Below are 22364 nucleotides of genomic sequence, written 5' to 3' on the forward strand. Positions count from 1 at the left end.
ACAATCCGATGAAACATCACCAGAACGATGCCGAGCTGACCGTCACCGGCATGAGTTGCGCCTCTTGCGTGGGCCGCGTCGAAAAGGCGTTGGCCGCCGTGCCGGGCGTCGAAGAGCCGCGGGTCAACCTGGCCACCGGCCGGGCGCATTTCCGCCTGACCGCGCCCGAGGCCCTGCCCCGCGCCGTCGAGGCGCTGGCGGGCGCCGGCTATCCCGCCGCACCGCTTGAAACCCGCCTGAGCATCGAGGGCATGAGCTGCGCCTCTTGCGTGGGCCGCGTCGAAAAGGCGCTGGCGGCGCTGCCCGGCGTGACTTCGGCGCAGGTCAACCTGACCACCGCCAGCGCCACCATCCATCATTCGCCCGGCGTCGCGCCGCAGGCGCTGGCCGATACGGTGACCGCCAAGGGCTATCCCGCCGAGCTGCAGGCCGAGGCCGGCCATCACATGCACGACCATGGCGGCGATGCGGCGAGCATGAAGCGCAACTTCCTGGTCGCGCTGGTGCTGACCCTGCCGGTCTTTGTCGCCGAGATGGGCGGCCATGCCTTTCCGGCCTTTCATCATTGGCTGCACATGGCGCTTGGCCAACAGACGCTCTGGGTGCTGGAGTTCCTGCTGACCACCGCCGTCCTGGCCGGGCCGGGACGGGTGTTCTTCCGCGTCGGCTTTCCCGCGCTCATGCGCCGCGCGCCCGAGATGAACAGCCTTGTCGCGCTTGGCGCCTCGGCGGCGTGGCTTTACTCGACCGTGGCGACCTTTGCACCAGGCGTGCTGCCGGCGGATTCGGTGCATGTCTATTTCGAGGCCGCCGCCGTCATCGTCACGCTGATCCTGCTGGGCCGCTGGCTGGAGGCGCGCGCCAAGGGCCGCGCCGGCAACGCCATCCGCCGGTTGATCGAACTGGCCCCCGACAGCGCCCATGTCCAGCGCGACGGCCGGATCGTGGAAATCCCGGTGGCCGAACTGCACCCCGGCGACATCGTGCACCTGCGCCCCGGCGAACGGGTGGCCGTGGACGGGGTGCTGACCGAGGGCAGCGGCGCCATCGACGAATCCATGCTGACGGGCGAGCCGGTCCCGGTCGCCAAGCAGCCCGGCGACACGGTCACCGGCGGCACGGTGAACGGCAATGCAGCACTGGCCTATCGCGTGACCGCGACCGGCGGCAACACGGTGCTGGCCCGCATCATCCGCATGGTCGAGGACGCGCAGGCCACCAAGCTGCCGGTGCAAGCGCTGGTGGACCGGATCACCGCGGTCTTCGTCCCGGTGGTGATCGGGTTGGCGCTGCTGACCTTCGTGCTGTGGATGATCTTCGCCGGCTCGCTGGGACAGGCGCTGGTCGCGGCGATCTCGGTCCTGATCATCGCCTGCCCCTGCGCCATGGGGCTGGCGGTGCCGGTCTCGATCATGGTCGGCACCGGGCGCGGCGCCGAGTTGGGCGTGCTGTTCCGGCGCGGCGACGCGCTGCAAAGGCTGGCCGAGGCGCGCATCGTCGCCCTGGACAAGACCGGCACGCTGACCCAGGGCGCACCCGCCCTGACCGCCATCGAGGCCGAGGACATCGAGCCCCTGGACGCCCTGCGCCTTGCCGCCGCTGCCGAGGCGCGTTCCGAGCATCCGCTGGCGGCCGCCATCGTCGGCGCCGCCCGCGACAAGGGGCTGGACCTGCCCCCGGCCGAGGCGGTTCAGGCCGCTGTGGGGCGCGGACTTTCGGCGCGGGTCGAGGGGCGGGCGCTGCTTATCGGCAATGCCGCCGCGCTGACCGAGGCCGGCATCACCCCCTCGCCCGCCCTGATCGCCGCGGCCGAGGGCTGGGCGGCGAACGGCGCGACCCCCGTGCATCTGGCAGTGGACGGCCGTCACGCCGCCGCCATGGCGCTGGCCGATCCGATCCGCCCCGAGGCGGCCGAAACCATCGCCGAACTGCACACGCTTGGCCTGCAAACCGCGATGATCTCGGGCGACGTGCGGGCCACGGCCGAGGCGGTCGGACGCAAGCTGGGCATCGACACGGTGACGGCGGGCGTCCTGCCCGAAGGCAAGCTGGCCGCCATCCGCGAGATGGGGGGCGGCACGGTCTTTGTCGGCGACGGCATCAACGACGCACCGGCGCTTGCCGCGGCCGAAACCGGCATCGCCATCGGCACCGGCACGGATGTCGCCATCGAATCGGCCGAGGTGGTGCTGGTCGGCGGCGATCCGATGGGTGTCGCGCGGGCTATCCGCCTGTCACGCAGCGTCATGCGCAATATCCGGCAGAATCTGTTCTGGGCCTTCGGCTACAATGTCGCCCTGATTCCCGTGGCAATGGGGGCGCTGGTGCCCTTTGGCGGGCCGCAGATGTCACCCATGCTGGGGGCCGGGGCGATGGCGCTTTCCTCGGTCTTCGTGGTCAGTAACGCGTTGCGATTGAGGCGTGCCGCATGATGCTGAGAACCCTTGTCCTGATCCTGGCCCTTGCGGCCGTGCCGGCGGCAGCGACGCCGCTGCGCATCTTGGCCTTCGGCGACAGCCTGACCGAAGGCTACGGCCTGCCCCGCAAGGACGGGCTGGTGCCGCAATTGCAGGACTGGCTGAGGGCACGCGGCCATGACGTGCTGGTGCTGAACGGCGGGCTCTCGGGCGACACCACAGCGGGCGGGCGGGTGCGGATCGGCTATTCGCTGGCCCGCCACAAGCCCGATGCGGTGATCGTCGAGCTAGGCGGCAACGACCTGCTGATGGGCTTTGCCCCGCAGATGGTCGAGGGCAACCTGGATTCGATCCTGGGCCAGGCCGGCAGGGGCGGCCGGCCGCTGCTGCTGGTCGGCATCGCCTCGCCCGACCACGACGACCCCCTGCGCCGCGACTGGGCCGGGATCTGGCCGCGCATGGCCACGCAGCACGATGCCCTGCTGATGGAGAACCTGTACCAGCCGCTTTTCGACCTGCCGGGCGACGGCTACAAGGCCATGCTGCAACCCGACGGGCTGCATGCCTCGGCCAAGGGCGTCGGCCTGATCGTGCAATCGCTGGGCCCCAAGGTCGAGGCGCTGATCGAAAAGGCCGAAGCCCGCCGCTAATGCGCGTGGCCGGGCATGCGTTTATTGTCCACCGGCAGGTGGGCCTGAACCTCGCCGCAGGAACCGAAATCCAGCGTCAGCGCCAGCTGATCGCCATCCGCAAGCGGATGCTTCAGTCCCATCAGCATCACATGATCACCGCCCCGCACCAATTCGTGCCGGGCACCGGCGGGGATCTGGATCGGATCGGCCTTGACCATCCGCATCACGCCCCCTTCGTCGCGATGCGTGTGCAGCTCTGCGCGCTCGGCCGCGTCCGAGGCGACCGAGGAAAGCGTGCAGGCAGCGGCGCCGCGATTCTCGATCACCATGAAGGCGGCGCCGGATCGGGGATTGGCGGCGCGGGCATAGCCGTCATGGACCGCCAGCGCCGCATCCTGCGCCGGCGCGGCAAGGGGGATCAGGCCAAGGCAAAGGGCGGGCAGCAGCGGTTTCATCTCTTCATCCTCGCGCATCGGGCCAAGCCTAGCGCCGGATGAGGCCGGCCGCATCCCCATTCCGCCGCGAGGGGTGCGCACCATGGAAAAGGCCCGCCGGTCGGGGCGGGCCTTGATGCGATGCCTTGCCGGGGATCAGAGGCGCGAGGCCACGTTTTCCCAGTTCACCAGGTTGTTCAGGAAATTTTCCAGGTATTTCGGCCGGGCGTTGCGGAAGTCGATGTAATAGCTGTGCTCCCACACGTCGCAGCCCAGAAGCGCGGTCTGGCCGAAGCAAAGCGGGTTCACGCCGTTCTCGGTCTTGGTGACCTTCAGGCTGCCGTCCTTGTCCTTGACGAGCCAGGCCCAGCCCGAACCGAACTGGCCGACGCCGGCCTCGGCGAATTTCTTCTTGAATTCGTCCACCGAACCGAAGGCTTCGGTCAGGGCCTTTTCCAGCTCGCCCGGGATGGCGCCGGGGTTCGGGCCCATCATTTCCCAGAACTGGGCATGGTTCCAGTGCTGGCTGGCATTGTTGAAGATGCCGTTCTGCGCCACGGCGCCCGACTGGTAGGTGCCCTTGACGATGTCCTCGAGGCTCTTGCCTTCCCATTCGGTGCCTGCCACCAGCTCGTTCAGCTTGTCGACATAGGCCTTGTGGTGCTTGTCGTGGTGGTATTCCAGCGTCTCCTTGGACATGCCGCCAGCAGCCAGCGCGTCGTGAGCATAGGGAAGATCGGGAAGCGTGAAGGCCATTTTCGATTTCCTTTCCAACGGTTTCGGATTGTTGTTCTGGCACAGCTGCCAAACGGGGAAAAGCCCTGTCGGCCGCTAAACGCCTTCGACGCGGCGCGGGTTCCTGCCCTATCCGCCGCCGGGAGAGCCGCAGACCCCGGTTCCGGTCATGACGTTGTCGTAGCCAAGCGCCGTCGCCGTCACCCGCGCGCTGCCATCGGCCTTTTGCACCGTCAGCCGATAGTCCAGCCGGTCGGTCCGCTGTCCCGAGGCATTGCGCACCCCGGCCAGCGCCCAGCCATAGCTGCGGCTGGTGCGGTCGTCGGCGGTGATCCGCGCCTCGATCGGCTGGCCGACGAGCCGTTGCAGGATCGGGTCGAAAACCTCGATCCGGCCCTGGCGCGGGCCGGCGGTCTGGCGGGTCAGCATGATGAACTCGGGCACCCAGCCGGTGCCGCTTTCATCGACCATCTGGCACATCATCACCACCGGCGGCTCTTGCCCCCAGTCCTGCGCCCGGACGGCGGGAACCGGCATCACGAGGCCGGCAAGCAGAAGGGCGGGCAGAAGCAGGGCGGAACGCATGGAATCAACCGGATGGAATTTCACTCTCCATCCATACGCCGCCCTGCCGCAGCCACAAGCCCCGGCGCGGCCCTAGCGCGGGTCGAGCTGCGTGCCCGGCACCGCCGCGCCGGTCAGGATGCCGCGCAGGTAGTCGGTGACCGAGCGAAAGCCGATCAGCACATAGCCGTCCGTCTCGCGCCAGATGCCGCAGGCGACCTGCGCCGCGCGGGTGCGGCGCAGCCCGTCCTGGGGCATCGCCGCCAGATCGGCCGGGCACAGCTTCATCAGCACGTCCAGCGCCTTGGCGCCCTGGATGCGGAACACCGCGCGCATGTCGCTGACATCCAGCACCAGCGCGTGCTCGGTCGCAAGCGCGTCCTGCAACGCGGCCAGCGCCTCGGCCGTCTCGGCCCGCGGCAGCACCAGCAGCAGCTCGTCCGGCGACATCCAGCCCAGGGTCCGGCTGCCGTCGGTGGTGATGCGGCCCTGTCCGGGCAGCGCAACCCCTGCCGCCTCGGCGATGGCATCGCCCGCGCGTGACAGGTCGGCGCGGATCTGGATCATGCCCCAGTCCTGCACCTGCGAGATCCTTGCCAGTGCCTCAGCCATTCGCCCGGCTCCCTTCCTTGTCGTAGAAGACCGGATCGACGATCCGCGCCTTGTAGCTTTCCTGACCCGCGACGGGGAACTCCAGCACCTCGCCCATGCGCTCGGGGCCCTGCCGCACCAGCCCCATGGCGATGGGCCGGTCCAGGGTCGGCGACATGTAGGTCGAGGTCACGCGGCCCTGCACCTTGCGCTGGCCGTTGGCATTCGCGCCCTGATCGACCGCATAGACGCCGTCGGGCAGCACCCGTCCATCCAGGCTTTCCAGGCCCACCAGCTTCCAGCGGCCGGGATCGGTCATGAAGCTGCGCTCTTGCGCGCGCTTGCCGATATAGTCGGCCTTCTTCTTGCTGATCGCCCAGGACATGCCCAGATCCTGCGGGATCACCGTGCCGTCGGTTTCGTCGCCGATCATGATGAACCCCTTTTCGGCGCGCATGACGTGCATGGCCTCGGTGCCGTAGGGGGTGACGTTCAGGTCGCGGCCGGCCTCATGCAGCTTTTCCCAAAGCTCCAGGCCCCGGTTCGCGGGCACCGCCACCTCGAAGCTGAGCTCGCCCGAAAAGCTGATGCGATAGACGCGGGCGGGGATGCCGGCGATCTCGCCCTCGATCCAGCCCATGAAGGGCAGCGCCTCGGGCGAAAGGTCGATCTTGCCGCCCAGCCGTTCCAGCAGCACGCGGGCCTTGGGGCCGACCACGGCGACCTGCGCCCATTGCTCGGTGACGTTGGCGGTCCAGACCTTCCAGTCCCACCATTCGCATTGCAGCCAGTCCTCGAAATGGCCGTGCATGCGCTCGGCGCCGCCGGTGGTGGTGTGGACAAGCCAGGTGTCCTCGGACAGCCGCGCGGCCACGCCGTCGTCGATGAGAAAGCCGTTCTCGCTGCAGATCAGGCCATAGCGGCACTTGCCGATGGGCAGGCTGGACATCATGCCGGTATACATCATGTCGAGGTACCTGCCCGCATCGGGTCCTTTGACGATGATCTTGCCCAGCGTCGAGGCGTCGAGCGTCCCGACCGAGGCGCGCACCGCCCGGATCTCGCGCGCCACCGCGTCGCCATGGCTTTCGCTGCCCTTCGGATAGCAATAGGGGCGGCGCCAATGGCCGACCGGCTCGAAGAACGCGCCCTGCGCTTCGTGCCAGCCATGCATGGGCGTCTTGCGCAAGGGCTGGAAGATCTCGCCCCGCGCCTCGCCGGCGATGGTGCCCAGGGTCAGCGGCGTATAGGGCGGGCGGAAGGTCGTCGTGCCCGTGGCCGGGATCGGCTGGTTCAGCGCATTGGACAGAACGGCGAGTCCATTGATATTGCTTACCTTTCCCTGGTCGGTCGCCATGCCCAGCGTGGTGTAGCGCTTGGTATGCTCGACGCTGTGATAGCCTTCCTGCGCGGCCAGTTCGACATCCGAGACCTTCACGTCGTTCTGGAAGTCGAGCCACATCTTGAATTTCATCTTGCGCGGGGCGTGGGCCGGCATGACCCAGACCGGCATGGTGGCCGATTCCGCCTGCGCGCCGGTCAGTTCCGGGACCAGCAGGTCGCCCGCCGCCGCACCCACGCAGCTTGCCATCGCCTTGCCGTCCGCGCCGGTCGGCGGGCGGTTCGGGTCCGGGGCGAACATCGACTGCGCGTCGGACCAGTTCAGCTTGCCGCCGCAATGGCTCCACAGATGCACCACCGGGGACCAGCCGCCGGACATGGCGACGCAATCGGCATCGATGGTCTCGGTGACCTGACCCGAGCCGGAATGCGCGCAAAGCTTGACCGCCTCGACGCCGTGGCCGCCCTTGACGCCGGCGATGGCGCTGCCGGTCAGCACGCGCACGCCCCGCGCGCGCACCGCCGCGGGCAATGCACCCTCGGCCGTGCTGCGGGCATCGATCACCGCGGCCACGTCCAGCCCCGCATCCAGCGCCACCAGCGCGGTGCGATAGGCGTCGTCGTTATTGGTCACCACGACGATCCTGCGGCCCGGCGCGACGCCGTAATCGTTGATGTAGTCGCGCACGGCCGAGGCCAGGATCACGCCCGGCACGTCGTTGCCGGCAAAGCTCAGCGGCCGTTCCAGCGCGCCGGTGGCGACGACCACATGGCCGGCGCGGATGCGCCACAGGCGCTGGCGCGGAATGCCGGCGTTCGGGTCGTGATCGGCCAGCGATTCCCGCACCAGCAGATAGCCATGGTCGTAAAGCCCCGTCGCCTGGGTCGAGCGGCGCAGGGTGACGTTGGCCATGCCCTGCAGTTCCGCCAGCAACGCGTCGACGCGGGCCTGGCCGTCGGCATGGTCGGTGGGGGTGCGGCCGCCGAAATGCGGGGTCTGCTCGACCAGCCAGACCGACTTGCCGTCGCGGGCCGCGTCGCGCGCCGCGGTCAGCCCGGCGATGCCGCCGCCGACCACCACGACATCCACATGGGCATAGGCCTGTTCGTATTTGTCCGGGTCGGCCTCGGTCGGCGCCTTGCCCAGGCCGGCCGAGCGGCGGATGATCGGCTCGAACACATGCTTCCAGAACGGGCGCGGATGCATGAAGGTCTTATAGTAGAACCCCGCCGGGAAAAAGCGATAGAGCCAGTTGTTGATCGCGCCGATATCGGCGTTCAGGCTGGGCCAGGCGTTCTGGCTGGCGGTGACCATGCCGCCGACCAGCGGCGTGGTGGTGGCGCGCTGGTTCGGCTCGAACCGGCCGCCCTGACCCAGGCCGAGCAGCGCGTTCGGCTCTTCGGCACCCGAGGCGATGGGGCCGCGCGGGCGGTGATACTTGAAGCTGCGGCCCATCATCAGCTGGCCGTTCGCCAGCAAGGCCGAGGCAAGCGTATCGCCCGCGACCCCGCGCATCTGGCGGCCGTCGAAGCGAAAGGGCAACTGATAGGCGCGGTCGATCAGGCGGCCGCCGCGCGGCAGGCGAAAGGGTCCAGTCTCGGTCATGCGTTCAGGCTTTCGGCGGAGGTGTCAGCAGGGGTCTGGGTCGTGGGCTCGGCCAGCCAGTCGGGCTGCCAGTCCGGGCGATGCGCCTGGATGGCGGCGACGATCTCGGGCGTGGGATGCGGGGTCTGGGCGCTGTAGGTGCCAAAGACCTGAAGCGTCGCCGTGTCGCGCGCGGCCATGAACCACTTGCCGCAGCCATAGGCATGGCGCCAGCGTTCGAAATGCACCCCCTTGGGGTTCTTGCGGGCGAAAAGATAGGCCTCGAACTCCGCATCCGTCGAGCCGGGGCCGAAGCGCTTCAGATGCGCCTCGCCGCCGGGCTGGAGTTCGGTTTCCTCGGCCGCGATGCCGCAATAGGGACAGGTCAGGGTCAGCATGGATCACTCCTTGGGCGGCAGGTCGCGCAGGCAGGCCGGCGTCCCGATGGACGGCCGGACGCGCAGAAGGTCGATGGAAAGCTGGGAGGCGTCGGGAAACCCGCGGCCGGGACTCGCCCGCAGATGCGCAAGGCCGCTGCGGCTGGCGCGGATCGCGGGGGCGGCTTGCGCAGGGGAATAGGGCTGCGCGTTCAGGCGCAGGGATGCCGGGCCCGGATGGCGGCGCGGCACGGCATGGCAAGGAACCGAGGGGCGAAACGCCCCCCGGCCCTCGGGAGAAGGGGCGCCCGAAGACGCCGGGACAAGCGCCTTAGTTGGTGGAAGGCGCCGCAGGCTCGGCCGGAGCCGGAGCAGCGGGATCAGCCGGAGCAGCGTCGACCGGCGGTTCGACCGAGACAGCGCCGTCGTCAACAGGCGCGGGTTCGGACGAGACGGCCGGCGCGGCCGGCGGTTCGGTCGCAGTCGGCTCGGTGCCCGAGGACACGAACCAGTAAATGACGACCAGCACGACGACGACGACGCCGACGATGAGCCAGAGGTTGCTCTTGTTCTGTTCGGCCATGAAGAAAGCTCCTTGGTCATGGTGACGTAACTAAACAATTCACCAAACAAGAAAGAGTTTCCCATAGGTTGCAGGGAATTTTCTGCGGGCGGAGCGGGATGGGCAAAAATCGGCCCAAAACCCGGGGTTGCCGGCAGGATCATGCCCGCACCGCCCATCAATGCGCCACCCCCGCGGCAACGCTTTCGTCGATGAAGCGGCCTTCGGCAAAGCGGCTGAGCCCGAAATCGGCGGCCAGCGGGCCGGGCTGGCCCTTGGCGACCAGCTCGGCCATGGCCCAGCCCGAGCCGGGGATGGCCTTGAAACCGCCGGTGCCCCAGCCGCAGTTGACGAAGATGTTGCCGACAGGCGTGGTCGACAGGATCGGCGAGCGGTCGCCGGTCATGTCCACGATACCGCCCCATTGCCGCAGCATCTTGAGCCGCGAGAGCATCGGGAAGGTCTCGATCAGCGCACGCACGGTTTCCTCGACATGGTGCCAGGAACCGCGCTGGGTATAGTTGTTGAAGCCGTCGGTGCCGCCGCCGATCACCATCTCGCCCTTGTCGGATTGCGACAGGTAGCCGTGGACGGTGTTGGCCATGATGACGATGTCGCAGCAGGGCTTGATCGGCTCGGAAACCAGCGCCTGCAGCGCCAGCGATTCGATGGGCAGGCGGAAGCCGGCCATCTCGGCCAGCACCGAGCTGTGCCCGGCGGCGATCAGCGCCAGCTTGTCGCATTCGATCCGGCCCTTGCCGGTGTTCACCGCGACGACCTGACCGCCCTGGGTCTCGATCCCCGTCACTTCGCAGTTCTGGATGATGTGCATGCCCATGGCCGAGCAGGCGCGGGCATAGCCCCAGGCCACGGCATCGTGCCGCGCGGTGCCGCCGCGCTCCTGATAGAGCCCGCCCAGGACCGGATAGCGCGGCCCCTCGATATTGATGATCGGCAGCATGTCCTTGATGCGCTTGGGGCTGACCCATTCGGTCGCCACACCCTGCAACTGGTTCGCGTAGACCGTGCGCTTGTAGCCGCGCACCTCATGCTCGGTCTGCGCCAGCATCAGAAGGCCGCGCGGGCTGAACATGATGTTGTAGTTCAGGTCCTGGGACAGATTCTCATAGAGCTTCAGCGCCTTGTCATAGATCGCCGCCGAAGGATCCTGCAGATAGTTCGAGCGGATGATGGTGGTGTTGCGGCCGGTATTGCCGCCGCCCAGCCAGCCCTTTTCGATCACCGCGACATCGGTGATGCCGAAGTTCCTGCCAAGGTAATAGGCGGTGGCGAGGCCATGGCCGCCGGCGCCGACGATGACGACCTGGTATTTCTTCTTGGGCTCGGGACTGGCCCAGGCGCGTTTCCAGCCGGTATGCAGCCGCATCGCCTCGCGCGCGATGGCGAAGACCGAATAGCGGCCGGTGCTGGAACTTGCAGATGCGGGCATGGCGGAACCTCTTGCGACTCGACCCTTGCAGAGTGAAGCGAGGGCGGTTTTCGGGCAAGCCACGTTGCGACGGGCCGATTGTCGAATTGCGTCAGAACCCGGCGCAGATGTCCCGCAGCCGGTTCGCGATTTGTCGCAGGGCTTTGACTTTCTCGCCCTGCCGAAAACCGCTATCACCGGGCCAGCCAAAGAGAGGAAGCCGATGTTCTGGATCATCTGCGCCGCACTGGCGGGGGTGGTGGCCGTGGCCATCGCCGCGCCGCTTCTGCGCCGGCAGGACGAGGGGGCCGAACCCGCAGCCGCCTATGACCTGCGAATCTATCGCGACCAACTGCGCGAGGTCGAGCGCGATCTGGAACGCGGCGTGATCGACGCGGCGGATGCCGAACGGCTGCGGGTCGAGATCGGGCGCAAGGTGCTGGCCGCCGACCGCGCGCTGGAACGCACCGGCAGCACTCGGCGCAGCGCCGGCGGCTGGGCGGCTCTGGTGGGGCTGGCCCTGCTGCTGGGCGGCGCCTTCCTGACCTATCAGCGCCTTGGCCAGCCCGACCGCCCCGATGCCCCCATCGCGCAACGCATCGCCCAGGCGCAGGCGCTTTACGACAGCCGCCCCAGCCAGGCCGAGGCCGAGGCGCAGACCCCCAGGCCCGCACGCCCCGAACCGGACGCCGATTATATCCTGCTGATCGAGCGGCTGCGCGAGGCGGTGCAGAAGAATCCCAACGACCCGCGCGGGCTTGAGCTTCTGGCCGAGCACGAGGAGCGGCTGGGCAATCTGGTCGCCGCCAAGGATGCGCAGCGCCGGCTGGTCGCCCTGCGCGGCGACGAGGCCAGCGCCGAGGACCTGTCGCGGCTGGCCGGCCTGACGATCGAGGCGGCGGGCGGCATCATCACCCGCGACGGCGAAGAGGCCGTGGCCCGGGCGCTGGCGCGCGATGCCCGCAATCCGCAGGCGCGCTTCATGGCAGGGCTGCTGCACCTGCAGAACGGCCGCCCCGACCAGGCCTTTCCGGTCTGGGCCCGGCTGCTGGCCGAGGGGCCGGAGGACGCGCCCTGGATCGCGCCGATCCGCGGCTCGATCCAGGACCTGGCCTGGTTCGCCGGCCACCCGGACTATACCCCGCCCGAACCCGCCGCCTCCGGCACGCCGGGCATGCCCAGCCTGCCCGCCATGCCCGGCCCGGATGCCGATGCCATGGCCGCGGCCGAGGATATGACGGCCGAAGAGCGCCAGCAGATGGTCGAGGGCATGGTCAAGGGGCTGGAGACCCGGCTTGCCACGCAGGGGGGCACGCCCGAGGAATGGGCGCGGCTGATCTCGTCCCTGCCGGTGATCGGGCAAAAGGACCATGCCGCCGATATCCTGGGCGAAGCGCGCAAGCTGTTCGCCGGCGACCCCACGGGGCTGGAGGTGATCGAGGCGGCGGCAAGACAGGCCGGGCTGAAATGATCTGCGAGAACGTCGAAACCTTCGCCGAGGCCCTACCCCGCACCGGCGCCGTGGCCGGGCTGGACCTGGGCACCAAGACCATCGGCGTCGCGGTCAGCGACGGGCTGCGCGGCGTCGCCTCGCCGCTGACGGTGATCCGGCGCACGAAATTCACCGCCGATGCGCAGGCGCTGCTGAAAATCGTGCAGGACCGGGCGCTGGTCGGGCTGGTGCTGGGCCTGCCGCGCAACATGGACGGCAGCGAGGGACCGCGGGCGCAATCGACCCGCGCCTTTGCCCGTAACCTGGAGCGGCTGACGCCGCTGCCGATCACCTTCTGGGACGAGCGGCTTTCGACGGTCGCGGCCGAACGGGCGCTGCTGGAGGGGGATACCTCGCGCAAGCGCCGCGCCGAGGTCATCGACCAGGTGGCGGCCGGCTATATCCTGCAAGGCGCGCTGGACCGGCTGCGCTTCCTGGGCCGGACGGAATGAAGCCCTCGACCCCCTGCATCGACATCTGCAAGATCGACCCGGCAAGCCGGCTTTGCACCGGCTGCCTGCGCAGCATCGACGAGATCGCGGGTTGGGGCCGCATGACCGAGGCCGAGCGGCTGGCCATCATGGCCGAACTGCCCGCCCGCCGACCGGCGGATTAACGCGTCACCACCCGCACCTCGCGGATCGCTGCCTTGAGCCGCACCCGCGTCTCGACCGGCTCGCGCGCCACGGCATCCAGGATCGCCCGCATGTCGCCGCGCAGCCCGTGCAACTGGTCGACCAGCGACAGCACCAGGGCCAGCGCCTCTTCGTCGAGATGATAGCCCTCGGCCAGATCGACGACCAGGTTCAGCCGCGCCAGGTCGATCTCGCGAAACAGCGGACCCTGTTCGGATTGCACCGGCACGACGACGCCGGCGCTGATATAGCGTTCCAGTTGCTCGGACGTCAGGCCGCCGACCGACTCCAGCGTCTGGGTCAGGGTGTAATGGGGCTGGGTCATTTTCCCCTCCTCGGATCATAGGCATGGTTCTGGCGCCAGTCCTCCATGAAGCGCGCCAATTCGCTGTCGATCTGGGGCGGCATGACGATCTTCAAGACGACATGCTGGTCGCCGCGCCGCCCGTCCGCGCCCTTGATGCCGCGCCCCTTCAGGCGCAGCTTGCGGCCGGAACTGGCGCCGCGCGGAACGGTCAGCATGACCGGGCCGTCGATGGTCTGCGCCTCGACCTTGCCGCCCAGCACCGCCTCGTCGATGGTGATGGGCAGCGTGGTTTCCACGTCGTTGCCGTCCCGGTGCCAGTCGGGATCCTCGGCCACGATCAGGGTCAGCAGCGCATCGCCCGGCTCGCCATTGCCCATGCCGGGGCCGCCCTTGCCGCGCAGCCGGATCACCTGGCCGTCATGCGCGCCCTCGGGGATCTTGACCTCCAGCACGCTGCCGTCGGGCATGGTGATCCGGGTCGAGCCGCCGCGCGCGGCGGTCATGAAGTCGATCTCCAGCGTGAATCGCTGGTCGGAACCGCGCATGTCGAAGCTGCGCGCACCGCCGCGCCGCCCTCCACCGCCGCCGCCGCGCCCGCCGAACAGGTCCGAGAACACGTCGGACAGATCGTCGAAACCGTGATGCTGGCGATAAGGGTTGTCGCCCGATTCGGCATATTCGCGATAGTAATGCCGCTGCGGCTGCTCCTGCCCCTGGGCATCGATCTCGCCCCGGTCGAAACGGGCACGCTGTTCGGGGTCCTTGAGCAGGTCATAGGCCGAGGAAGCGGCCTTGAAGCGTTCATGCGCGGCAGGGTCGGGATTCAGGTCCGGGTGGTCGGTCTTGGCGATCCGGCGATAGGCCTTCTTGATGTCGTCCTGGCTGGCGTTCTTGCCCAGCCCCAGCGCCTTGTATGGATCGTCGGCCATGGCCGCGCCTTCCTTTCTTCACCTGTCGTCACGGGAACGCGGGCGCGCGTCCCGGGTTTCATGCCCGTCCCGGCCCGGTCGCGGGGCCGAGAAACTGCCGCCCGGCAGAAAACCCGCGCCAAGCGGCAGCGCCGCGGCCCCCAGCGTGCGGGCGCGGCGGCCAAGGGTTCCGGCGCGCACCTCGGGCAAGGTGACGCCGTGGTGGCGCATCGCAGCCAGGCTGGCGGCCGTCCCCTGGACTAGCGCAGCCCGCAGGGCGGCCGGCATGGCACCGTCGATCACCACCAGCGGCAGGTCCAGCACCGCCACTGCCCCCAGCGCCGCATGGGACAGCACCCGCGCCGATTCGTCCAGCCATTCCCGGGCGATGGCCGGCGGCACCTGCCAGTCGGCATCATCCAGCGGCAGGTCGCCGCCCAGCGCCGCCTCAAGCACCGAGATCGAGGCAACGTCCAGCACCTGCCGGCCGCCCGGCACCGGATAAGAGCCCATCGCGCCGGCATTGCGCGATGGCCCCAACCGCAGCCGCCCCTCCAGCACCACGCCGCCGCCGGCGAAATGCGCGATGTAGAAATACAGGAAATCCTGCGGCAATTCGTCGGTGCCGAACATCATCTCGGCCCCGCAGGCGCAGGAGCCGTCATTCTCCAGCCAGACCGGCAGGTCCAGCGCCTCGGCCAGTTCGGTGCGCAGATCGCGGCCGCGCCAGGGCTGCATCTCCTCGGCCCAGTCCCACAGGTAGAAGGGGCTGGCGATGCCCATGCCCGCCAGCCGCGCATGTTGCGCATCGGTCAGACCCGCCAGGATCTCGGCCACGCCGGCGATGGCGAAATCGCGAATCGCGTCGGGATGCGGATAGGCATGGGGCAGCAGTCGGATCTGCCGGATCCGGCCTGCGAAGTCGACCAGCACCAGCTCCGCCACCCGGCGCCCGACCTTGAGGCCCAGGAACAGCGCCCCCTCCGGCGCCAGCGCCAGCGGCAGCAGCGGCTGGCCCACCTTGCCGCGCCGACGCTCGCCCCCCGCATCCAGCAGGCCCGCGGCGATCAGCTCGCGCGTGATGTTGGTGACGGCCTGCGCCGACAGGCCGGTGGCCTGGGCCAGCGCGGCCCGCGGCATCGGTCCATTGCGGCGAATCAACCACAGGATCTGCCGCTCGTTCTGGCTGCGGACCCCCTGCGGCGTCGCCGCCGGATTGGTGTTCGGCATGATCGCTTCCTCCCCCTCCATATAAATCAACGAAATTGATTTATTGACAAGCCCCCGTTTCTTCGGCAGCCTTTTGCAAGGAGGCGGCGGTCAGACCCGCCCAGAGGAGGAAGGACATCATGACCAAGACCAAACTGCTGCGCGCGGCGCTGGCGGGCTCGGCCCTGACCCTGATCGCCGGCATGGCGCAGGCGGACAGTGCCTGTCTGATCACCAAGACCGACACCAACCCCTTTTTCGTGAAGATGAAGGAAGGCGCGCAGGCCAAGGCCGCCGAACTGGGGATCGAACTGAAATCCTATGCCGGCCGCATCGACGGCGATCACGAAAGCCAGGTTTCGGCGGTCGAGGCCTGCATCGCCGACGGCGCCAAGGGCATCCTGATCACCGCCTCGGACACCAAGGCCATCGTGGATTCGGTCAAGGCGGCGCGGGATGCCGGGCTGCTGGTCATCGCGCTGGACACGCCGCTGGACCCGATCGACGCGGCGGACGCGACCTTCGCCACCGACAACTTCAAGGCCGGCGAGCTGATCGGCCAATGGGCCAAGGCCACCATGGGCGACGCGGCGGCCGAGGCCAGGATCGCGCTGCTGGACCTGGCGATCTCGCAGCCTTCGGTCGACGTGCTGCGCGACCAGGGCTTCCTGCAGGGCTTCGGCGTCGAACTGGGCGACCCCGAGAAATGGGGCGACGAGACCGATCCGCGCATCGTCGGCCACGAGGTCACCTCGGGCAACGAGGAAGGCGGGCTGAAGGCGATGGAGACGCTGCTGGCCAAGGATCCCGACATCAACCTGGTCTATACCATCAACGAACCCGCCGCCGCCGGTGCGTATGAGGCGCTGAAGGCCGTCGGGCGCGAGGGCGACGTGCTGATCGTCTCGGTCGATGGCGGCTGCCCGGGCGTGGAGAACGTCAAGGACGGCGTGATCGGCGCCACCTCGCAGCAATATCCGCTGGACATGGCGTCGCGGGGGATCGAGGCCATCGCCGCCTTCGCCAAGGACGGCACCAGGCCCGAGCCGACCGAGGGCAAGGATTTCGTCGATACCGGCGTGCAGCTTGTCACCGACAAGCCCGCCGAGGGCGTCGAATCCATCGACAGCGCCAAGGGCACCGAGCTCTGCTGGGGCTGAGCCTCGACTGAACCGCAGGGCGGGACGTCGTCCCGCCCTTGCCACAGGCAGCGGCGCCCGGCGTGGCGTCTTGCAAGGGAGGAAGACCGTCCATGTCATCCGACGCAAAGACGGCCGCCAGCTACGAGGAGGGCCTGCAAGGCGCCTCGGACAAGGTTGCCGAGTTCCAAGAACAGAAAACTGCCCTGAAGCGCCTGCAACATTGGTTGCACATGACGCCCTCGGCGGTGCCGATGATCGTGCTGGTCGCGGCGATCGTCGTCTTCGGCCTGCTGTCGCCGAACTTCTTCAAGGCGGTGACGCTGTCCACCATCCTGCAACAGATCGCCATCGTCGGCATCCTGGGCTGCGCGCAGTCGCTGGTGGTGCTGACGGCCGGGATCGACCTTTCGGTCGGCGCCATCGCGGTGTTTTCCTCGGTGCTGATGGGGCAGTTCACCTTTCGCTACGGCATCCCGGCGCCGCTTGCCATCGCGCTGGGGCTGGCGGCGGGCACGGCCATGGGCTTTGCCAACGGCTGGCTGGTCGCCCGCATCAAGCTGCCACCCTTTATCGTGACGCTGGGCACCTGGCAGATCATCCTGGCGGCGAACTACATCTATTCCGCGAACGAGACGATCCGCTCCTCGGCCATCGCTGCCGAGGCGCCGGCGCTGCAATTCTGGGGCTATTCCATCCAGCCCGGAGGGGTGAAGATCCTCTATGCCGTCTTCCTGATGGTCGCGCTGGTCGCCCTGCTCGCCTATGTCCTGCGCCATACCGCCTGGGGCCGCCATGTCTATGCCGTGGGCGACGACCCGGAAGCGGCGGAACTGGCCGGCGTGCGCACCAAGCGGGTGCTGATCCAGGTCTATGTGCTGGCCGGACTTTTCTGCGCCATAGCCGGCTGGGTGATGATCGGCCGCTTCGGCTCGGTCTCGCCTTCGGCCTCGACCGGGCAGCTGGGCAACATCCAGTCCATCACCGCCGTGGTGATCGGGGGGATCAGCCTGTTCGGCGGGCGCGGCTCGATCGTCGGCATGTTCTTCGGCGCGCTGATCGTCGGCGTGTTCGAGATGGGCCTCAAGATGGTCGGCACCGATCCGCAATGGACCTTCTTCCTCATCGGCCTGCTCATCATCCTCGCCGTGGCGGTGGATCAATGGATCAGAAAGGCATCGGCATGACCGCGAACATTTCCGGGGAACCGCTTCTGAAGGCCCGTGGCCTGGTCAAGCGCTATGGCAAGGTCACCGCGCTGGATCATTGCGACTTCGACCTGCTGCCGGGCGAGATCCTGGCCGTCATCGGCGACAACGGCGCCGGCAAGTCCTCGCTGATCAAGGCGCTTTCCGGCGCGGTCCAGCCCGACGAGGGCGAGATCGCGCTGGAGGGCAAGCCGGTGCGCTTTGCCAACCCGCTGGATGCGCGCGGCTATGGCATCGAATGCGTCTACCAGACGCTGGCCATGTCGCCTGCCCTTTCCATCGCCGACAACATGTTCATGGGGCGCGAATTGCGCAAGCCGGGCATCATGGGCCAGTGGTTTCGCAAGCTGGACCGCCCGGCGATGGAGAAGTTCGCCCGCGAAAAGCTGACCGAGCTGGGGCTGATGACGATCCAGAACATCAACCAGGCGGTCGAAACGCTTTCCGGCGGCCAGCGCCAGGGCGTCGCGGTGGCGCGGGCGGCCGCCTTCGGGTCAAAGGTGGTGATCCTGGACGAGCCGACGGCGGCACTTGGCGTCAAGGAAAGCCGCCGCGTGCTGGAACTGATCCGCGACGTGCGCTCGCGCGGCATCCCGATCATCCTGATCAGCCACAACATGCCGCATGTCTTCGAGGTGGCGGACCGCATCCATATCCACCGGCTGGGGCGGCGGCTCTGCGTGATCCGGCCGGACGACTATTCCATGTCGGACGCGGTGGCCTTCATGACCGGCGCCAAGCTGCCGGAAGAGGCGGCGACGGCAGCCTGAACCGCGCAAACGCCCTTATGCCTTCCCGGGGATATCTTGCATGGAAGAAATACTGGATCGGATTGCGGGACTTGGGCCCGGGCGGCGGGTGCTGGCTGTCCTGGGCGCACCCGGGTCGGGGAAATCCACCCTGGCCGCGCAGTTGGCGGCGGGGCTCGACGATGCGGTGCTGGTGCCGATGGACGGGTTCCATCTGGACAACCGGCTGCTGGAGGCGGACGGGCGGCGCGGCTGCAAGGGCGCGCCCGAAACCTTCGACGCGGCAGGGTTCGTCGCGCTGGTGCAGCGGTTGAAGGCGGGGGGCGAGGTGATCCACCCGATCTTCGACCGCGCGCTGGACCTGGCCATCGCCGGCGCCGGCCGGGTCGAGGCAGAAACCCGGCTGGTGGTGGTCGAGGGCAATTACCTGCTGCTGGACCGCGACCCCTGGCGCGAACTGGCCGGGCTTTGGGACCTGTCGGTCATGCTGGACGTGCCGATGGAGGAGTTGCGACGCCGCCTGACCGCCCGCTGGCAGGGGCTGGGCCGCTCGCCCGCCGAAGTGATGGCGCATCTGGAAAACGACCTCGGCAATGCCGAACTGGTGCTGCGCGAATCGCTGCCCGCCGATCTGGTGGTGCGGCCCGGACCTATTTCTTCGGCCGAAACGCCTTGATGCGGGCCGGGTCGGTTTCGATATAGGCCGCGCCGATCAGGTCGAGGCAATAGGGCACCGCCGCAAAGACCGCATCGAGGCAGGTGGCGATGGCAGAGGGCTTGCCGGGAATGGTGATCATCAGCGTCGCGCCACGGATGCCCGCCGTCTGGCGCGACAGGATGGCGGTCGGCACCTCGCGCAGGCTGGCGCGGCGCATCTCCTCGCCAAAGCCGGGCAACTCCTTTTCGATGACATCGGCCATCGCCTCGGGCGTCTGGTCGCGTGGCGCCGGGCCGGTGCCGCCGGTGATCAGGATCAGGTCGGCGCCCTGTTCGTCGGCAAGGTCGCGCAGGCAATCCGCGACGATCTCGCGCCCGTCGGGGATGATGCGGCGCGTGATGTCCATGGGCGAGGTGATGGTGGCGTGCAGCCAGTCCTCGGCCCCCGGGCCACCCTTGTCCTCGTATTCGCCGCTGGCGGCACGGTCCGAGACGGTGACGATGGCGACATGGGCGGGGCGATCGGCGGCGGGGTTCTGGGTCATGGCCGCATCTTGGCGCAGACGACGCGCGAAGGAAAGCGCGGCTCAACCGCGCCGGGCCGCCTCGATGGCCGCAACGTCGATCCTGGTCATCTCCATCATCGCATCGAAGGCACGTTTCGCCTCGTCACCGCCGGCGGCCAGCGCGTCGGTCAGCACGCGCGGGGTGATCTGCCACGAGACGCCCCACTTGTCCTTGCACCAGCCGCAGGCGCTTTCCTGGCCGCCATTGCCGACGATCGCATTCCAGTAGCGGTCGGTTTCCTCCTGGTCATCGGTGGCGATCTGGAACGAGAACGCCTCGTTATGCCGGAATGTCGGGCCGCCGTTCAGGCCGAGGCAGGGTATGCCTGCGACAGTGAATTCGACCAGCAGCACATCGCCCGCCTTGCCCGAGGGAAAGTCGCTGGGCGCATGGCGCACCGCGGTGACTGCGCTGTCGGGAAAGGTCTCGGCATAGAAACGGGCGGCCGCCTCGGCATCCTTGTCATACCAAAGGCAGATGGTGTTCTTGGCCATGGTCATTTCCGGTTCCTCCTCGGGCATTGCCTGCGGCCGAACGCGCCATGGCCGCGGCGGTTCCCCGTGCCGGGGTCCGTCGCGGCCAGCAAGAAAGGCCGCAGGACTTGCCCGCGGCCTTTGGCATGGAATGATGCTGGCGGTTACTTGAAGCGCGCGTTGCGGTTCGCGACCAGCTTCAGCCGCAGCGCATTCAGGCGGATGAAGCCCGCCGCGTCCTTCTGGTCATAGGCGCCGGCGTCGTCCTCGAAGGTGACGTGCTTTTCGCTGTAAAGCGAGTGCTCCGACCAGCGGCCGACCGTGTGAACGCCGCCCTTGTAGAGCTTGAGCCGCACGGTGCCGGTCACATGCTCCTGGCTCTTGTCGATCAGCGCCTGCAACATCTCGCGCTCGGGCGAATACCAGAAGCCGTTATAGATCAGCTCGGCATAGCGCGGCATGATCGAATCCTTGAGGTGGCCGGCGCCGCTGTCCAGCGTGATCTGCTCGATGCCGCGATGCGCCTCCAGCAGGATGGTGCCGCCGGGGGTCTCGTAGATGCCGCGCGACTTCATGCCGACAAAGCGGTTTTCCACGAAATCGAGCCGGCCGATGCCGTGCTTGCGGCCGTATTCGTTCAGCGCCGTCAGGATGGTCGCGGGCGACAGCGCCTCGCCGTTGATCGCCACCGCGTCGCCCCGCTCGAAGCTTACTTCGATATATTCGGGCTGGTCCGGCGCATCCTCGGGGCTGACGGTGCGCTGATAGACGTAATCGGGCGCCTCGTCGGCCGGATTCTCCAGCGCCTTGCCCTCGGAAGAGGTGTGCAGCAGGTTCGCATCGACCGAGAACGGCGCCTCGCCGCGCTTGTCCTTGGCGATCGGGATCTGGTTCTGCTCGGCGAACTCGATCAGCTTGGTGCGCGAGGTCAGATCCCATTCCCGCCAGGGCGCGATCACCTTGATCGACGGGTCGAGCGCATAGGCCGACAGCTCGAAGCGGACCTGGTCGTTGCCCTTGCCGGTCGCGCCATGGGCCACGGCATCGGCGCCGTGCTGATGCGCGATCTCGACCAGATGCTTGGAAATCAGCGGCCGGGCGATCGAGGTGCCCAGCAGGTAAAGCCCCTCATAGACCGCATTGGCGCGGAACATCGGGAACACGAAATCGCGCACGAATTCCTCGCGCACGTCGACGATATGGATGTTTTCCGGCTTGATGCCCAGCAGTTCGGCCTTCTGGCGCGCCGGTTCCAGTTCCTCGCCCTGGCCCAGGTCGGCGGTAAAGGTGATGACCTCGCAGCCATATTCGGTCTGCAGCCATTTCAGGATGATCGAGGTGTCGAGCCCGCCCGAATAGGCAAGGACGACTTTCTTCGGCGCGTCGGACATGCGATATGGCCCCCGTTTTTGAGTTGATGTTGCAATAGGATGTTTTCCGATGACCGACAAGAGCGGGGCGCAACCCGGCCGCATGCAGAGCTTTTCCGGCAAACCAAGGGGCTTTCGACGCAGGGTCCGGTGCAGGGCTGCCCTTTGCAGGCGCGGGCTGCGGCGGTCCCGCGACGCTTTCATGGATCAGACGGGCGCGCTTTTGCGGCGCGTCTTTCGCGACTGCTGGTGGCTCAGCGCGATCGTCGCCATGACCGTTTTCCTGCCGCCGCTGCTGATGAAGCCGCTGCCCGCCTGGCATGATCCCGTCGCCCTTGCCATATTGACGCTGGCCTTCGGCATTGCCGTCCTGGGCTGGACCATCGCGATCATGGGCAGCTTGCAGCGCTGGCCCGGTCTCAGGCTTGGCCTGACCCTCGCCATTCCCCTGAGCATGGTCATGCTTGCCCGCATGAACGCGCGCAGCATCCTGGCACACAGCTTTGGCGTTTCGCCCGACGCCTTTCCGATGACCCTGGACGTGCTGACCGCCGTCGAGAGCCTGTGGCTGACCTTCGCGGGGGTCGGGTTGCTTCTGTTGCTGCTGCTATTCGGGCTGCTGATCTTGCAGATGCTGGCCGGTGCCGGCGGCGCAGCCCTGCGGTCGGCGGCACTTGTCCTGCCGCTCAGCGTGATGGCCGCGATGCCGCTGGCATCATTCCTGGCGATCATGCCCGATCTGCCCAGACTCGCCCGCGCGCTGGATGGGCAGGCGACTTACCTGTGCGATTTCCCGACCATGCTGTCCAAGCCCGTCGCCGTCACCTTCCTTTCCGATACGCAGGTGCTTGCCTGGATGCCCGATACCGCACAACCCATCGTCCTGCCCTGCGAGATGCGTCCCGGGCATTAGCCGGTCAAGGCGTCCCCGGCCCCGGACGGCAAGCCGTTCCCACTTGCCAATCGCCGCTTTTCGCGCCATT

25 protein-coding genes are annotated in these 22364 nt (G+C 68.1%); 10 read left to right on the top strand and 15 right to left on the bottom strand.

Annotated features, from left to right (window positions below):
- The first annotated feature begins 8 nt into the window (after positions 1–8).
- On the top strand, positions 9–2432 hold the full coding sequence (locus BLT64_RS11200; RefSeq protein ID WP_011746866.1) for a heavy metal translocating P-type ATPase: 2424 nt from the start codon (positions 9–11) through the stop codon (positions 2430–2432).
- On the top strand, positions 2429–3067 hold the full coding sequence (locus tag BLT64_RS11205; protein WP_011746865.1) for an arylesterase: 639 nt from the start codon (positions 2429–2431) through the stop codon (positions 3065–3067). Before BLT64_RS11200 ends, BLT64_RS11205 begins: the two co-directional genes overlap by 4 nt.
- Here the strand turns inward: BLT64_RS11205 and BLT64_RS11210 are convergent.
- From BLT64_RS11210 to BLT64_RS11250, 9 genes are all read right to left on the bottom strand, one after another.
- Entirely contained in the window at positions 3064–3504 is a 441-nt protein-coding gene (locus tag BLT64_RS11210) for a copper chaperone PCu(A)C (protein ID WP_049792348.1), read from the bottom strand. The genes BLT64_RS11205 and BLT64_RS11210 overlap by 4 nt on opposite strands.
- A gap of 135 nt (positions 3505–3639) precedes the next feature.
- Positions 3640–4239, bottom strand: a complete 600-nt coding sequence (locus BLT64_RS11215) for a superoxide dismutase (protein WP_011746863.1) — start codon at positions 4237–4239, stop codon at positions 3640–3642.
- A gap of 108 nt (positions 4240–4347) precedes the next feature.
- On the bottom strand, positions 4348–4803 hold the full coding sequence (locus tag BLT64_RS11220) for a hypothetical protein (protein ID WP_011746862.1): 456 nt from the start codon (positions 4801–4803) through the stop codon (positions 4348–4350).
- A gap of 72 nt (positions 4804–4875) precedes the next feature.
- Complete coding sequence (locus tag BLT64_RS11225) at positions 4876–5394, bottom strand: sarcosine oxidase subunit gamma (RefSeq protein ID WP_011746861.1); 519 nt, start codon at positions 5392–5394, stop codon at positions 4876–4878.
- Positions 5387–8320: a sarcosine oxidase subunit alpha family protein gene (locus BLT64_RS11230; protein WP_011746860.1), complete on the bottom strand. Its 2934-nt coding sequence runs from the start codon at positions 8318–8320 to the stop codon at positions 5387–5389. The genes BLT64_RS11225 and BLT64_RS11230 overlap by 8 nt, the downstream gene beginning before the upstream one ends.
- The gene (locus BLT64_RS11235; protein ID WP_011746859.1) at positions 8317–8697 is read right to left on the bottom strand and encodes a sarcosine oxidase subunit delta; all 381 of its coding nucleotides are present in this window, start codon (positions 8695–8697) and stop codon (positions 8317–8319) included. Before BLT64_RS11235 ends, BLT64_RS11230 begins: the two co-directional genes overlap by 4 nt.
- Before the next feature lie 3 nt (positions 8698–8700).
- Positions 8701–8928, bottom strand: a complete 228-nt coding sequence (locus BLT64_RS11240; RefSeq protein ID WP_041529757.1) for a hypothetical protein — start codon at positions 8926–8928, stop codon at positions 8701–8703.
- A gap of 79 nt (positions 8929–9007) precedes the next feature.
- Positions 9008–9259, bottom strand: coding sequence for a hypothetical protein (locus BLT64_RS26825; RefSeq protein ID WP_011746858.1), 252 nt, complete (start codon positions 9257–9259; stop codon positions 9008–9010).
- A gap of 157 nt (positions 9260–9416) precedes the next feature.
- Positions 9417–10688, bottom strand: coding sequence for a sarcosine oxidase subunit beta family protein (locus BLT64_RS11250; protein ID WP_011746857.1), 1272 nt, complete (start codon positions 10686–10688; stop codon positions 9417–9419).
- A gap of 202 nt (positions 10689–10890) precedes the next feature.
- Between BLT64_RS11250 and ccmI the strand changes: the two genes are divergently transcribed.
- From ccmI to BLT64_RS11265, 3 genes are read left to right on the top strand one after another with little or no spacing between them, the layout of a single operon-like run.
- Positions 10891–12138 carry a c-type cytochrome biogenesis protein CcmI gene (gene ccmI, locus BLT64_RS11255; protein ID WP_011746856.1) on the top strand — a complete coding sequence of 416 codons (1248 nt, stop codon included), beginning with the start codon at positions 10891–10893 and terminating at the stop codon, positions 12136–12138.
- Positions 12135–12611, top strand: coding sequence for a Holliday junction resolvase RuvX (gene ruvX / locus BLT64_RS11260; protein WP_011746855.1), 477 nt, complete (start codon positions 12135–12137; stop codon positions 12609–12611). The genes ccmI and ruvX overlap by 4 nt, the downstream gene beginning before the upstream one ends.
- The gene (locus tag BLT64_RS11265; RefSeq protein WP_011746854.1) at positions 12608–12775 is read left to right on the top strand and encodes a DUF1289 domain-containing protein; all 168 of its coding nucleotides are present in this window, start codon (positions 12608–12610) and stop codon (positions 12773–12775) included. Before ruvX ends, BLT64_RS11265 begins: the two co-directional genes overlap by 4 nt.
- Here BLT64_RS11265 and BLT64_RS11270 read toward each other — a convergent pair.
- Genes BLT64_RS11270 through BLT64_RS11280 form a run of 3 tightly spaced genes read right to left on the bottom strand, consistent with a single transcriptional unit; the run spans position 12772 to position 15239 of the window.
- The gene (locus BLT64_RS11270) at positions 12772–13119 is read right to left on the bottom strand and encodes a hypothetical protein (protein ID WP_011746853.1); all 348 of its coding nucleotides are present in this window, start codon (positions 13117–13119) and stop codon (positions 12772–12774) included. The genes BLT64_RS11265 and BLT64_RS11270 overlap by 4 nt on opposite strands.
- Complete coding sequence (locus BLT64_RS11275; RefSeq protein WP_011746852.1) at positions 13116–14030, bottom strand: DnaJ C-terminal domain-containing protein; 915 nt, start codon at positions 14028–14030, stop codon at positions 13116–13118. Before BLT64_RS11275 ends, BLT64_RS11270 begins: the two co-directional genes overlap by 4 nt.
- 18 nt (positions 14031–14048) lie before the next feature.
- A complete protein-coding gene (locus tag BLT64_RS11280) occupies positions 14049–15239 on the bottom strand; it encodes an ROK family transcriptional regulator (RefSeq protein WP_011746851.1) in 1191 nt (396 codons plus the stop codon).
- Positions 15240–15358: 119 nt separating this feature from the next.
- Here BLT64_RS11280 and BLT64_RS11285 point away from each other — a divergent pair, with 119 nt between their 5' ends.
- The 4 genes from BLT64_RS11285 (at position 15359) to BLT64_RS11300 (ending at position 18990) form a co-directional block, all read left to right on the top strand.
- Positions 15359–16378, top strand: a complete 1020-nt coding sequence (locus tag BLT64_RS11285; protein ID WP_011746850.1) for a sugar ABC transporter substrate-binding protein — start codon at positions 15359–15361, stop codon at positions 16376–16378.
- A 92-nt stretch (positions 16379–16470) separates the two neighbouring features.
- On the top strand, positions 16471–17544 hold the full coding sequence (locus BLT64_RS11290) for an ABC transporter permease (protein WP_011746849.1): 1074 nt from the start codon (positions 16471–16473) through the stop codon (positions 17542–17544).
- Positions 17541–18335 (top strand): ATP-binding cassette domain-containing protein, encoded by a 795-nt coding sequence (locus tag BLT64_RS11295; RefSeq protein WP_011746848.1) that lies wholly within the window; start codon positions 17541–17543, stop codon positions 18333–18335. The genes BLT64_RS11290 and BLT64_RS11295 overlap by 4 nt, the downstream gene beginning before the upstream one ends.
- Positions 18336–18375: 40 nt before the next feature.
- The gene (locus tag BLT64_RS11300) at positions 18376–18990 is read left to right on the top strand and encodes a nucleoside/nucleotide kinase family protein (RefSeq protein WP_011746847.1); all 615 of its coding nucleotides are present in this window, start codon (positions 18376–18378) and stop codon (positions 18988–18990) included.
- Here BLT64_RS11300 and mog read toward each other — a convergent pair.
- The 3 genes from mog to BLT64_RS11315 form a co-directional block, all read right to left on the bottom strand.
- Entirely contained in the window at positions 18965–19516 is a 552-nt protein-coding gene (mog, locus tag BLT64_RS11305) for a molybdopterin adenylyltransferase (protein ID WP_011746846.1), read from the bottom strand. The genes BLT64_RS11300 and mog overlap by 26 nt on opposite strands.
- 42 nt (positions 19517–19558) lie before the next feature.
- Entirely contained in the window at positions 19559–20038 is a 480-nt protein-coding gene (locus BLT64_RS11310; protein ID WP_011746845.1) for a VOC family protein, read from the bottom strand.
- 137 nt (positions 20039–20175) lie between these two features.
- Positions 20176–21402, bottom strand: a complete 1227-nt coding sequence (locus tag BLT64_RS11315) for an argininosuccinate synthase (RefSeq protein WP_011746844.1) — start codon at positions 21400–21402, stop codon at positions 20176–20178.
- 181 nt (positions 21403–21583) lie between these two features.
- Between BLT64_RS11315 and BLT64_RS11320 the strand changes: the two genes are divergently transcribed.
- Positions 21584–22294 carry a hypothetical protein gene (locus tag BLT64_RS11320; protein ID WP_041529755.1) on the top strand — a complete coding sequence of 237 codons (711 nt, stop codon included), beginning with the start codon at positions 21584–21586 and terminating at the stop codon, positions 22292–22294.
- Positions 22295–22364 lie beyond the last annotated feature (70 nt).

This window comes from Paracoccus denitrificans, assembly GCF_900100045.1.
Taxonomy (GTDB): Bacteria; Pseudomonadota; Alphaproteobacteria; order Rhodobacterales; family Rhodobacteraceae; genus Paracoccus; species Paracoccus denitrificans.